Source organism: Staphylococcus chromogenes (assembly GCF_029024625.1).
Taxonomy (GTDB): domain Bacteria; phylum Bacillota; class Bacilli; order Staphylococcales; family Staphylococcaceae; genus Staphylococcus; species Staphylococcus chromogenes.
The window spans coordinates 1,166,933-1,179,975 of the sequence record NZ_CP118953.1 but is presented as its reverse complement, the minus strand read 5'-3'; the positions used below and the strand labels follow the sequence as shown (position 1 = coordinate 1,179,975).

The window sequence follows — 13,043 nt, the reverse complement described above, 5'->3', positions numbered from 1 at the left end:
GTTATAGATTAATATTTCTTTGAAAATTTATTTCTAATGATTACAGCTATAGTATTCAAAATCAACAAAATAATAAGCAATACTATAATCGCTGCTGATGACAAGGCTTGGAAATCTAATCCAGGTTTACGTGCCCAATCATAAATTTGTAATGGTAAAGTTTGAAATGAATCTAAGATACTGTTTGGCGTACGTAATAATATCGTTGGAATACCAATAGCAACAAGCGGTGCAGTTTCACCAATTGCACGTGAAATTGCTAAAATAACACCTGTTACTATACCAGGTATCGCCGCCGGTAAAACAACATTTTTGATGGTTTGCCACTTGTTAGCGCCTAGACCGTAAGAAGCTTCTTTAACGGAATTTGGAACAGCACGGATGGCCTCTTGGCTAGCTACGATAATGACCGGCAGAATTAATAAGGCAAGCGTTAGTGCAGCTGCAATAACAGAGTTTCCTAATTTTAGTAAGGCCACAAATATTGTAGCGCCTAGTAAACCATATACTATCGAAGGAACAGAAGCTAAATTCGAAATGTTTATTTTTACGAATTTAGTAAAAGCGTTATCCTTAGCATACTCTTCTAAGTAAATCGCACTACCGACACCAAGGACTAAGGCTATAGGAATCAACGTCATCATTAGCCACAGTGTACCAATTAATGCCCCTTTAACACCTGCTGTACTTGCTGATGAACTAGAGAAATTTGTGAAAAAGTCAGCTGACATTACAGGAAGCCCTTTTCTTAAAATATCTATAATGAGAATCGCTAAAATGATTAATCCAATTAATGTACATGCGAAGAATAAAGCTTTGAAAATTTTGTTTTTCGACATACGACCAGAGAGCTTTTTCTCTACAGCAGATTGATCTATTAAACTCATTTTAATACTCCTCTCTGAAACGCTTCGTAATCCATTGTGAAATAAAGTTCATAATTAAGGTGAAAATGAATAATGTGAATCCAACCGCATAAATACTGTAATAAAGGTCAGATCCGTTTGTCGCATCACCTTGAGAAACTTGTACGATATAAGCTGTCATTGTTTGAATAGAATGCGTTAAATTTAAATCAAACGTCGGGCTAGAACCTGCAGCTAAAGATACAATCATTGTCTCACCTATCGCACGTGAAATTGCGAGTACAATAGAAGCCATAATACCTGAAGTAGCTGCTGGTATAATTACTTTTGTAATCATTTCAAGTTTGGTTGAACCTAAACCTAAAGCTCCTTCACGTATTTTATTTGGAACGGAAGACATGGCATCTTCACTCATACTAGCAATCATTGGAATAATCATGACGCCAACGACTAATCCAGGACTAATAGCGTTAAAACTAGAAATACTTGGAAAAATAGCTCTTAAAATAGGTGTAACTAATGTTAAGGCAAAGAAACCATAAACAATAGTTGGGATACCAGCTAATACCTCTAATATCGGTTTAATGATTTTTTTTGTACGTTTAGATGCATATTCACTTAAGTAGATGGCTGCACCTAACCCAACAGGTACTGCAAATATTGTAGCGATAAGTGTAATTTTTAAAGTACCTAAAATTAAAGCCCAAATTCCATATTTTGGATTTGCACTAAATGGATTCCAGTCTGTTTCTAAAAAGAACTTTGACATGGGCACTCTTGTGAAAAACGTAATAGTTTCAGTTAACAAGGTAATGACAATACCAATAGTTGTCAAAATGGAAATAGCGGCAATAGTCGCTAAAATAATCGGCATAATTTTATCACTTTTTGACGATCCCACTTTACTTTTGTTATGGATCATTTCACGAACGTTATGCTGTGATTTCATACATGTTTGCTCCTTTACTTAAAAAAGGGACTTAGAAATTCAAGTCCCTTTTGATTCCCTTTAATACTCAATTGTTGCCTAATTACTTCTCACTTTTACCAGTTAATTTTTCTAATTTTGAAAGTTGATCTTTATAATCTTTTTCAGGAAGTGCGACATAATCAACACCTTTAGCTTCTGCTGCTTTACCTTTATCTTCTAAAGTAAATTTCATAAATTCAGCGAAAGCTTTGTTATCTTTAAGTTTTTGGTTGTTTGCATAGATGAATAATGGACGACTTAAAGCGTATGAACCATCTTGAATTGTTTTGTGATCAGGCTCGATAGCTTTGCCATCTTCACCTTTAATCTTAACTGCTTTTAAGTTATTTTGGTTTTCTTTGTAGAAGTTGTAAGCAAAGAATCCAATACCTTCTTTGTTATCTTGAACTGATTTTACAATAACATCAGTATTTTGGTTTTTCTCAGCTTTGATGTCTTGTTTGTTCATAACTTCTTCACTAAAGAAATCATAAGTTCCGTGTGATTGGTCAGGTGAGAAAGCTTTAATTGGTTTTTTAGGATATTTAGGATTGATATCAGACCAATTTTTAGCTTGACCAGAGTAGATTTTCTTTAAATCATCAAGTGTAAGTTCTTTGACAAAGTCATTGTCTTTATTAACGGCAATTGTTAATCCATCTTTAGCGATTTCAAATTCAGTATATTTAATGTTTTTACTTTCAAGTTGTTGTTTTTCTTCATCTTTGATTGGACGAGAGGCATTTGAGAAATCTGTTTTACCTGCAATAAATTGTTTGAACCCGTCCCCTGTACCAGAAGTTACGTTTTCTACTGTTGCTTTACTATGATTTTTAGAAAATTCCTCATTTAATTTTTCAATTATTGGTGCAACGGTTGAAGAACCATTCCCTTTTACAGTTCCTTCTACATTTGAGTTTTCACTTTTTTTGTCGCCACCGTTATCACTATTTTGTTGACTAGCGCCACCACATGCACCTAATAATAATGATGCACTAACAACTGTAGTACCAAGTACTTGCCATTTCTTCATTGAAACATCCTCCTAGTAATTGAAATCACTACTTTTGATTACATACTTAGCATACAAACTAATTGTTAACTATCGATAAAGTGATTGTAAATTTTGTGTTAATATTAAGAAATTGTGGAGAAGTACACAGAAAATATAAAAAGAGCGGCGGAAATATGATAATTTCTGCCACTCTCTTAGTTAATGTGCCATTTTTATAAAATAGCGATTATTTGAATATAATTGTTCATATTGTTCCATTGAAATTAGGTTTCAACCAATGGTAATGCTTTAACTAAAGAAGTAATTAATCACATCTCTACCTAAATCCCCGCCATTTAGCCAAGGTTCAGGTACAGGTTGATTTGTATAGACGATTGAAAATGATAACTTCGGATCGTCAGCTGGCGCATAACCTACATACGTGGAATTAACTCTCGGTTCACCATCTTGGAAAACTTCTGCCGTTCCAGTTTTACCTGCAGAGCGAACTTTAGTATTACTAAAACTTGCATATCCTGTGCCTTTTTCTTTATTAAAGGCCATATCAAATCCTTTTTGAACTTCCTTGATTTCTTCTGGTGTATTATTCACATGATTGAGCACGCGTCCCTGAATACTTTTCTTAACCGGTCCGAGTTGATCATCACGTGTCGCTTGTCGAATTTCTTTAGCGATATGAGGTTGAATTCTTACCCCGTCATTTGCAATTGTTGAGACATATTGTGCAAGTTGTAAGGGTGAGTACGTGTCATATTGACCAATTGCTAGGTCTAAATAATTACCAGGATTATCTTTTAAAGGTTCGATTTGTCCAGTGACTTCATTTGGTAAATCAATACCTGTTTTTACGCCTAAACCGACTTGGTTCAGTCCTTTACGTAATTTTTGGCCAGGCACACTTACATCACTCGGCAAAGGCATATTATTAGAATAATCTAAACCCGCCATTTTGAGTGCAGTTTTAAACATATAAACGTTGGATGAATGCATCAAGGCCTCACTATCATTAATACGAACTTGACCATCCTTATTAAAATATGAACGTTTTGTACCTCCATCTTGGAAATGCAAGGGTTCATCTATCATTTCTTGGCCAACTTGAATGGCTTTATTTTGATAACCCGCTAAGAGCGTTCCGCCTTTGACTGAAGATCCAACTGCATATTGTGTAGTGAAATTACCAATATCGAAATCTGTTAAGTTACCATTTTTATTAATTTTTTTACCTACCATTGCAAGAATATCACCAGATTTAGGATCTTGAACAACCATCATTGCGCTGTCCATATCTTTCGCACCTTCTGAACGCAATTTTGCAATTTGTTTTTCTAAATAAGATTCTGCTTTTTGTTGCAATTCAATATCAATTGTAAGTACAAGATCATCACCGCGAGAACCTTCATTGATAACTTTTGAATCTATGATTTCACCAGATTTATCAGTGGTATATTGAATTTCTTTCTTTTCACCACGTAGTACACTCTCATATTGTTGTTCGAGATAAGATTTTCCAACACGGTCATTACGGGAATAACCTTTAGATAAATAATCATCAGTTAACTCTTTTGGAAGCCCTTCTTCAGATGTAGAAACTTGACCTAAAACGCCCTTCAATGTACTACCATAAGGGTATTTTCGATCCCAGTCCATGCTCGTATTGATACCCGGCATATCTGAAAGTTGTTGAGAAACAGCCGCATATTCTTCATCTGTGACGCCCTCTTTTTTAATTGTCCTTGGACTTAAAGTAGTACCTTGAGACATTTCGCGGTAAATTGCTAATACTTGTAAATCTTTTTTAGTGAGTTGATTGATATCTTTATCACTGATTTTGTCTCGTAAGGATTGATCAAATTGTTCTTGTGAGATATCTCCATTTTCGACTAAAGCCTGTTCCTTTTTCATAAGTTGTTTCACTTTTTCAGGGTATTTTTGAATCCAAAAGTCTTTTTTATCACGAGTTGTAATTGAATCTGTGTCCATCGTTATAATATTTGAAAGTTTTTTTGCGGTAGTTAAAATTTCTTTTTGACTTGTATTTTTACCACGTGTGTATGTAATCGCTTTTTTTGAAGCATTATCTACAATAACATTTCCATTTCTATCTAAAATTCTTCCTCTTGGTGCTGATTCATTGACTGTGACATTGTCACTTTCTCGAATCATTTGATTAAAATGAGCACCCTGCGCGATTTGCAAATAACCTAATCTTAAGACTATTAATACAAAAGCTAGTACAATGACAATAAAGATGAAGTTAATACGAAGATTCATCGTCTGCCGCATTTTTTCATCGTTTGTTTTTTCTTTTAATCGTTTAAGCAACTCAACCGACCTCTATTCCATCATTCTATTAAAAATGATATATGAAAATGGCTTTGATTGCTAATGTTTTATGTCATTTGTTCGTAGAAAATCGCTAAACAATATTGACCTCTCTCTAAGTCAAAGTATTTAAAATAAAATCGTTATCTCTTATAGTATTATTTATTCATGACGCAAAAAAGGCTAAAGACATAGTGTCTTTAGCCTAAAACAACAGTAAGTTTATTATTTTGCTGCGTTATATAATTCGTCAACTTTTTCCCAATTGACTACATTCCAGAAAGCGCTAATGTAGTCTGGACGTTTGTTTTGATATTTAAGATAATAAGCATGTTCCCAAACGTCTAATCCTAAGATAGGAGTTTTACCTTCAGAAATTGGGTTGTCTTGGTTTGGTGTAGTAACGATTTCTAATTGACCATTATTTACAACGAGCCATGCCCAACCAGAACCAAAACGAGCTGCTGCTTTGTCTGCAAATTCTTTTTTGAAATCATCTAAAGAGCCCCATTGCTCTTTAATTTTATCTACGACTTCACCTTTTTCTTCTGATTGTGGTGAAAGTAATTGCCAGAATAAAGAGTGGTTTAAGTGACCGCCACCATTATTACGTACAGGAGTTTGTTTATCTTCTGGTACGCTATTTAAGTTAGCAATAATTTCTTCGATTGATTTGTTCTCTAAATCAGTACCTTTAACTGCATCGTTTAACTTAGTCACGTATGTGTTATGGTGTTTACTATGATGGATTTCCATCGTTTCTTTATCAATATGAGGTTCTAATGCATCATATGCATAAGGTAATTTTGGTAATTCAAAAGCCATAAATAATCATCCTCCTAAAATATGTTCAACATTATTGTAGCAACTTCGCTCGCTTAACTACAATGAATATGCTTAATAACTTCTTAAAGTTGTATCTAATTTATTTTATTGCCTTTTCTGTTATGCTTAAACATAAAATTTTTTATCGATAAATAAAGCAATGTGCCATTTTTATAAGATATAGGAAGCTTTTCTCAATAATTGTTTTAAATGTAGTGTGATTGTTTTGAATAACCGTAACTTGGTATTGTATAATAGATTTAACATTGAAACACATGATGGAACGTGCGTTTTCAATTAAATTTAGAATTTAAAGGAGTTTCTATTCATGTCTGAAATTACACATCGTAAAAATACACGACCTGTAAAAGTGGGCAACTTAACTATCGGTGGATCTGATGAAGTTGTAATCCAAAGTATGACGACAACGAAAACACATGATGTTGAGGCAACAGTGGCTGAAATTAAACGTTTAGAGGAAGCGGGTTGCCAAATTGTACGTGTGGCATGTCCTAACGAAGAAGACGCACATGCAATTAAAGATATAAAAGCACAGATAAATATTCCGTTAGTTGTTGATATACACTTTAACTATAAACTTGCACTCATTGCAATTGAAAATGGTGCTGATAAAATTCGTATTAATCCAGGTAACATAGGTCGTCGTGAAAAAGTAGAAGCTGTAGTAGAAGCATGTAAAGCTAAAGGTATCCCTATTCGTATTGGTGTGAATGCGGGATCATTAGAAAAACATATTTTGAAAAAGTATGGCTACCCTACTGCTGACGGCATGGTGGAAAGTGCATTACATCATATTAAAATACTTGAGGACTTAGATTTTCACGATATTATCGTTTCTATGAAAGCAAGTGATGTCAATTTAGCCATTGAGGCATACACAAAAGCGGCTAAAGCGTTTGACTATCCATTACATCTAGGAATCACAGAAAGTGGTACTTTATTCAATGGAACTGTTAAATCATCAGCAGGTTTAGGTGCAATTCTTGCATTAGGTATAGGAAATACTTGCCGTATCTCATTATCTGCTGATCCAGTAGAAGAAGTAAAAGTGGCGAAAGCTCTTTTAAAATCGTTCGGTTTAGCAAGTAATGCTGCAACGTTAATTGCTTGTCCAACATGTGGACGTATTGAAATTGACCTGATTTCTATTGCAAATGAGGTAGAGGATTATATTGAAAAATTAAAAGTACCGTTAAAAGTTGCGGTATTAGGTTGTGCAGTAAATGGACCTGGTGAAGCACGTGAAGCTGATATTGGTATTGCAGGTGCACGTGGTGAAGGTTTGCTATTTATGAAAGGAAAAACAGTCCGTAAAGTTCCTGAAGAATCCATGGTTGATGAACTAAAAATGGAAATAGATAAACTTGCAGCTGAGTGGGAAAAAAATAAAGAAGAAGCAACGTCATAATAAAAAAGCTACCATAAAGGGTAGCTTTTTTATTATGCTTTACACTTTTCACAAACGCCGTATACTTCAAGTTTATGCATTTCAATCTCTACATCAGGCAATGCTTTTTTAACTTCAGTCATTGGACAATAATCGATAACTTTAGTATCTCCACAGGAAGTACAAATAAAATGGTGATGATGATGTGATGTACAAGCGATTCGAAACTTCATTTCACCGTCCAATTCTGTACTCTCAATAATACCGAGTGTTTTGAATAAGTGGAGATTTCTATATATCGTATCGAATGAAATACCTGGATAATTTTCATTCATCAATTGTTGAACATGTTTAGCATTAATATATTTATCTTCCTGAATAAAAATGTTAATCATGTCTTTACGTTTGTCCGTATATTTATGTCCTTGTTCTTTAAGAATATGAATCGCTTCTTGTGTCTTCAATTAATATTCACTCCTTTTAACTGCCCCTTTAGTTACTTTTTGCAAAAGAAATGTTAATCCCAATAAAAGAATTAATATCACGACAATAACTCCGCCTGGAGATATATCTAAATAAAATGCTGTAATAAGTCCTGCAATAACAGAAAATTCACCAATGACAATACTCATAATAATAAATTGTTTAAAGCCTTTTGACCAACGCATTGCAATGGCTACAGGGAGTGTAATTAATGCACTCACTAGTAAAACCCCAATAACCCTCATAGATGCAGAAATCACTAGTGCAACAATGATAATAAATAAAAATGAAATCCATTTTGGAATGCCTATCACTTTACTGTATTCAGCATCAAACGAAAGTATAAATAATTCTTTGTAAAACAGTAAAATAAAAGCAAGGACAAGTATGGAAATAATCGTAATAGTCACTAAATCACTAAATGAAACTGCGCTGATTGAACCAAATAGTAACCCTACTAATTCTTGGTTAAAGCCATCTGCTAAAGAGATAAAAATGGCACTTAATCCTATACCAGAACTCATCAAAATAGGTATTGCAATTTCTTGATAATTACTATACGAAGTTCTTAATTTTTCAATAAGTAATGCACCTACGATAGCAAAAAGGATACCTGTCCATATCGGATTCACAAAAGCAAAGGCTGATGAGGCACTGACTATAAACATACCAAATGAAATCCCACTTAACGTCACATGACTTAATGCGTCAGCAATAAGTGAGAGTCTCCTCACAACTATAAAAGTTCCTATAAGCGGTGCAATCAGTCCTATGAGAAGACCACTAATAAAACTATATCTTATAAATTCAAAATTCAAAATTGCATCTATCATTTACAGCACACCCTATCATGTTGATGGTCAACGAACTTTATAGGATGACCATAAATTTTTGAAATTTGTACTTCATCTAAGGATTTAAATTCATAGATACTCCCATGAAAATGAAGATGTTTATTTAAGCATGCGACTTCGGTTGCCGTATCTGCCACCACACCTATATCATGCGTGACGAGTATAATCGTGACCCCTTCTCTTTTTAAATTTTCCAATGTTTCATAAAACTCACCAACATGCTTTGCATCAATTCCATTTGTCGGCTCATCTAGTATTAAAACGGAGGGATCAGAAACGAGTGCCCTTGCAATAAGTACGCGTTGTTGTTGTCCTCCAGATAATTCCGAAACATTTTTATGTTTTAAGTCCTTAATATTTAATCGTTGTAAAACTTGATCTACTTTAATATTGTCAGATGAATTAAACCACTTGAATAGACGTTTTTTTCGAGTTAATCCACTTAAAATAACTTCCTTAACCGTAGCCGGAAATCCAGCAGTGACTGAGGAAGCTTTTTGAGAAACATAACTAATTTTGTCTGTTGTTAATTTTTTATGATAAGTTAAACCATCGATATAAATTTCACCACTTTGAATGGGTAAAAGACCTAAAATCAACTTTAATAATGTAGATTTCCCTGCCCCATTAGGACCAACAATAGCTAAAAACTCACCTTTATTAATTTTAATGTTGATATTTTCGAGTACCTTTTTATGGTCATAATAAAAATCAATATCTTTTAACTCAAAAATTGGTTGATTCATCTTCTCACCTCAACATCATATAATACCTCTTAATGAAAGTAATGTAAATAGTAATGTTTACGAAAAATAATAGAATAGCGATCTTTGTAACAAAAAACACCATACAAGCGTCATTGCTTGTACGGTGATATCTTGTCCTATAAAGAAACAATTTTGTTTTTCATTTCTGGATCGAATTTTTCATTTCTAAAAGCTTCAATTTCAAATTTGTAAGGTGGCTTTTTATTTTTCTTATCTTCGCCAACATAAGGAGTTTCTAAAATTTTAGGTATATTTTCAAATTGAGGATGATGAACCACATAGTTTAAAGCATCGAAACCGATATGGCCAAAACCTATATTTTCATGACGGTCTTTATGTGCTTCACGTGGGTTTTTACTGTCATTAACATGAACAACTTTAATACGATCTACACCAATGATTTTGTCAAATTCATTGAGAACCCCATCGAAGTCGTTGACGACATCATATCCAGCATCATGAATATGGCAAGTATCTAAACAAATAGAAAGTCGTTCATTATGTGTGACACCGTCGATAATTTGAGCGATTTCTTCAAATGTTCGCCCTATTTCAGATCCTTTACCTGCCATTGTTTCAAGTGCAATACGCACATCATTATTATTTGTTAAAACTTCATTGAGGCCTTCAATAATGCGTTTAATGCCTACATCAGCTCCTGCGCCAACATGGCTACCAGGGTGAAGAACGATATCCTTCGCACCAATTGCTTCTGTACGTTCGATTTCATTTTGTAAAAAATTAACACCTAATTCAAAGACTTCAGGTTTATTTGTATTTGCTATGTTGATGATATAAGGTGCGTGAACGACAATATTTGAAAGTCCATATTCTTTCATAGCAGCGTGACCAGCTTCGATATTTAAATCTTCAATAGCTTTTCTTCGCGTATTTTGAGGCGCCCCTGTATAAATCATAAAAGTAGATGCGCCGTATTGATGTGCCTCTTCTGCAGAGGCTAACAACATTTTTTTACCACTCATTGAAACATGTGAGCCTATTAACATGTGAATCCAACCTTTATTTTTTATTTTTTCGATCAAGACGTTTTTTACGTCTACTATGCTGACGTTTTTCTTGTCTTTTTAAGTTTTCAACTTCTTGTTTAAATTTCTTTTTGTAGCCAGGTTTAACTTTTTTCTTGTTATTTCGTTTTATTTTATTCTTTACTTGTTGGGTAATGTGGTCATCTTGTTTTTGACGTAATTTTCTCGTATTGTGCGCTTTAATTGGACGTAATTCACCGTTTTTGATGTCAACATTTTCAAAGTGATACCCTTTTTGTTCTATTTGTTGAATGAGATATTCTTCATCAGGCTTATATAAGGTAATAGCAATACCCTTATAATTCCCTCTACCTGTACGGCCAACGCGGTGTGTAAAGAAATCTATATCTAATGGCACATCGTAGTTAATGACATGACTCACCCCTTCAATATCAATACCACGTGACGCTAAATCACTGGCGATAACATATTGAAAGTCTAAATTACGGATGCGTTTCATTTGTTGTTTACGTTCACGAGGTGATAAGCCCCCATGAATCATACCGACTTGAATCCCTTTTTGATTCAAATTCTCTGCTAAATCATTCGCATTTTCACGGCTATTACAGAAAATAATACCTAGATAAGGATTAATTGTGTCGATAAGTTCAATCGTCTTTTCTAATTTGTTCGTACCTCGCGTTGGAATTAAATAAAATGTAATGTTTTTTTTGTTTTTCTGCTCTGCTTTTACTTCGACAAACTCCGGGTTCTCTAAATATTTATTTAAGAAAGGATGTAATGATTTTGGAATGGTTGCACTAAATACAGCCATTTTAGCTTCAGAATCTAATCGAGAAGCAATTTGATCAACTTCTTGTATTAAACCTAAATCAATCATTAAATCCGCTTCGTCTATGACAAGTTGTTGTGCGAGATGTACATGTAAAGCCCCTATTTTAGATAAATCGTTAATACGTGTAGGGGTACCAATAACAACTTGAGGTTGTTGCGTCGTTTTTTGTTTGTCTTTTTCGAAGTCTGTGCCTCCAATGAAAAGACTCACCTTCACACCTTGTTTATGAGAGGCAAGTTGCAGTGCTGCATGGTAAAGTTGAGTTGCTAATTCTCTAGTTGGTGCGAGAATAACTGCTTGAGGTTCTGTAATTTGAGTATCTAATAATTGGAATATAGGTAGTAAAAAAGAGTGAGATTTACCTGTTCCAGTTTGTGATTGACCAATTAAATTGACGCGTTTTAATAATTTAGGAATAACACGTTGTTGTACGTCTGTCGGTTGTTTAAAGTTTAATTCATCAATGGCTGAAATTAAACTCAGGTCAAAATTAAAATGACCAAATGGATGCTTAGGCATGAATGGCCCTCCTTAATATATCGTCTCTATATTATATAGGAATTTCACGTGATTGAAAACTAGTGCTGTCAAAACTGAAAAATTGAGAAATTTTGATTAGATTTTGTTTGAACTCCCCTACTTGTTTAGTTTCCTTCAGGTCATGAAGTTGTTATAATATACCATTGAAGGAGGGTCCGTTATATTATGGAAATTATAAAAATTACCCCGAGAGGTTATTGTTATGGTGTCGTCGATGCAATGGTGATTGCACGTAATGCCTCTTTAGATCCGAATTTACCAAGACCCATATATATTTTAGGAATGATTGTCCATAATAAACATGTGACAGATGCATTCGAATCAGACGGTATAATCACATTAGATGGTCCAAACCGCTTAGAAATATTAAATCAAATTGATCAAGGGACTGTTATTTTTACAGCACATGGTGTTTCCCCTGAAGTGAAACGTCGCGCAAAAGAAAAAGGATTAACATGTATTGATGCAACATGCCCAGATGTGGAAAATACACATGCATTAATCAGAGAAAAGAAATCAGAAGGCTATCATGTGATATATATTGGGAAAAAAGGACATCCTGAACCGGAGGGCGCTGTTGGAGTTGCCCCTGACGTTGTCCATTTGGTTGAAACAAAAGATGATGTGGCAGCCTTGCCTGAATCACTTGAACAATATCCACTGATTGTTACGAACCAAACCACAATGTCCCAATGGGATGTGATGCATTTAATGGAAGAGTTGCAAGAAAAATATCCACATATTGAGCAACATAAAGAAATTTGCCAAGCAACACAAGTTCGTCAAGAAGCGGTGGCTAATCAAGCTGGCAGTGCTGATTTACTCATCGTTGTTGGAGACCCGAAAAGTAATAATTCCAATAGACTGGCACAAGTGTCAAAAGATATTGCGCACACTAATTCCTATAGAATTGCCGATTTATCACAATTACAGCTTGAATGGCTAGATGGAGTTGAAACTGTCGCTGTCACTGCGGGTGCTTCTACGCCAACACCTATTGTAAAAGAAGTAATTAACTTCTTAAAAAATTATGATCCTGGAAATCCAGAAACACATCAAGTTCAGTCGCATGTCCCTGTTGAAAAAATCTTACCTAAAATTAAGCAAGCCAAACCTGTTAAAATTATGGAGTAAAAAACACGCCCTTT

12 protein-coding genes are annotated in these 13,043 nt (G+C 34.3%); 2 read left to right on the top strand and 10 right to left on the bottom strand.

Annotation, left to right across the window (positions count from 1 at the left end; genetic code table 11):
* Positions 1 to 8: 8 nt before the first annotated feature.
* The 5 genes from pstA to PYW36_RS05745 all read right to left on the bottom strand — a co-directional run bounded on the left by pstA (position 9) and on the right by PYW36_RS05745 (position 6,001).
* Positions 9 to 887, bottom strand: coding sequence for a phosphate ABC transporter permease PstA (gene pstA / locus PYW36_RS05765; protein WP_037573927.1), 879 nt, complete (start codon positions 885 to 887; stop codon positions 9 to 11).
* A gap of 1 nt (position 888) precedes the next feature.
* The gene (gene pstC / locus PYW36_RS05760) at positions 889 to 1,815 is read right to left on the bottom strand and encodes a phosphate ABC transporter permease subunit PstC (RefSeq protein WP_037573930.1); all 927 of its coding nucleotides are present in this window, start codon (positions 1,813 to 1,815) and stop codon (positions 889 to 891) included.
* 82 nt (positions 1,816 to 1,897) lie between these two features.
* Positions 1,898 to 2,869: a PstS family phosphate ABC transporter substrate-binding protein gene (locus PYW36_RS05755; RefSeq protein ID WP_103158617.1), complete on the bottom strand. Its 972-nt coding sequence runs from the start codon at positions 2,867 to 2,869 to the stop codon at positions 1,898 to 1,900.
* A 270-nt stretch (positions 2,870 to 3,139) separates the two neighbouring features.
* Positions 3,140 to 5,176, bottom strand: coding sequence for a peptidoglycan D,D-transpeptidase FtsI family protein (locus tag PYW36_RS05750; RefSeq protein WP_037573935.1), 2,037 nt, complete (start codon positions 5,174 to 5,176; stop codon positions 3,140 to 3,142).
* 225 nt (positions 5,177 to 5,401) lie between these two features.
* Entirely contained in the window at positions 5,402 to 6,001 is a 600-nt protein-coding gene (locus PYW36_RS05745; protein WP_037573937.1) for a superoxide dismutase, read from the bottom strand.
* 328 nt (positions 6,002 to 6,329) lie between these two features.
* On the opposite strand from PYW36_RS05745, the gene ispG reads away from it, so the two are divergent.
* Positions 6,330 to 7,430 (top strand): flavodoxin-dependent (E)-4-hydroxy-3-methylbut-2-enyl-diphosphate synthase, encoded by a 1,101-nt coding sequence (gene ispG, locus PYW36_RS05740; protein WP_037573940.1) that lies wholly within the window; start codon positions 6,330 to 6,332, stop codon positions 7,428 to 7,430.
* Between the two features lie 32 nt (positions 7,431 to 7,462).
* Here ispG and PYW36_RS05735 read toward each other — a convergent pair whose 3' ends face one another.
* The 5 genes from PYW36_RS05735 to PYW36_RS05715 form a co-directional block, all read right to left on the bottom strand.
* Positions 7,463 to 7,873 (bottom strand): Fur family transcriptional regulator, encoded by a 411-nt coding sequence (locus PYW36_RS05735; RefSeq protein ID WP_037573998.1) that lies wholly within the window; start codon positions 7,871 to 7,873, stop codon positions 7,463 to 7,465.
* A complete protein-coding gene (locus PYW36_RS05730) occupies positions 7,874 to 8,725 on the bottom strand; it encodes a metal ABC transporter permease (protein ID WP_037574001.1) in 852 nt (283 codons plus the stop codon).
* Entirely contained in the window at positions 8,722 to 9,492 is a 771-nt protein-coding gene (locus tag PYW36_RS05725) for a metal ABC transporter ATP-binding protein (RefSeq protein WP_037574004.1), read from the bottom strand. Before PYW36_RS05725 ends, PYW36_RS05730 begins: the two co-directional genes overlap by 4 nt.
* 137 nt (positions 9,493 to 9,629) lie before the next feature.
* Complete coding sequence (locus PYW36_RS05720) at positions 9,630 to 10,520, bottom strand: deoxyribonuclease IV (RefSeq protein ID WP_103158625.1); 891 nt, start codon at positions 10,518 to 10,520, stop codon at positions 9,630 to 9,632.
* A gap of 13 nt (positions 10,521 to 10,533) precedes the next feature.
* A complete protein-coding gene (locus PYW36_RS05715; protein ID WP_037574006.1) occupies positions 10,534 to 11,874 on the bottom strand; it encodes a DEAD/DEAH box helicase in 1,341 nt (446 codons plus the stop codon).
* 186 nt (positions 11,875 to 12,060) lie between these two features.
* Here PYW36_RS05715 and PYW36_RS05710 point away from each other — a divergent pair, with 186 nt between their 5' ends.
* A complete protein-coding gene (locus PYW36_RS05710; RefSeq protein ID WP_037574009.1) occupies positions 12,061 to 13,029 on the top strand; it encodes a 4-hydroxy-3-methylbut-2-enyl diphosphate reductase in 969 nt (322 codons plus the stop codon).
* The last annotated feature ends 14 nt before the right edge of the window (positions 13,030 to 13,043 follow it).

Excerpts from the sequence above, each read along its gene's own strand:
- pstA (WP_037573927.1), bottom strand. The coding sequence starts at position 887 with ATGAGTTTAATAGATCAATCTGCTGTAGAGAAAAAGCTCTCTGGTCGT.
- pstC (WP_037573930.1), bottom strand. The coding sequence starts at position 1,815 with ATGAAATCACAGCATAACGTTCGTGAAATGATCCATAACAAAAGTAAA.
- PYW36_RS05755 (WP_103158617.1), bottom strand. The coding sequence starts at position 2,869 with ATGAAGAAATGGCAAGTACTTGGTACTACAGTTGTTAGTGCATCATTA.
- PYW36_RS05745 (WP_037573937.1), bottom strand. The coding sequence starts at position 6,001 with ATGGCTTTTGAATTACCAAAATTACCTTATGCATATGATGCATTAGAA.
- ispG (WP_037573940.1), top strand. The coding sequence starts at position 6,330 with ATGTCTGAAATTACACATCGTAAAAATACACGACCTGTAAAAGTGGGC.
- PYW36_RS05730 (WP_037574001.1), bottom strand. The coding sequence starts at position 8,725 with ATGATAGATGCAATTTTGAATTTTGAATTTATAAGATATAGTTTTATT.
- PYW36_RS05725 (WP_037574004.1), bottom strand. The coding sequence starts at position 9,492 with ATGAATCAACCAATTTTTGAGTTAAAAGATATTGATTTTTATTATGAC.
- PYW36_RS05720 (WP_103158625.1), bottom strand. The coding sequence starts at position 10,520 with ATGTTAATAGGCTCACATGTTTCAATGAGTGGTAAAAAAATGTTGTTA.
- PYW36_RS05715 (WP_037574006.1), bottom strand. The coding sequence starts at position 11,874 with ATGCCTAAGCATCCATTTGGTCATTTTAATTTTGACCTGAGTTTAATT.
- PYW36_RS05710 (WP_037574009.1), top strand. The coding sequence starts at position 12,061 with ATGGAAATTATAAAAATTACCCCGAGAGGTTATTGTTATGGTGTCGTC.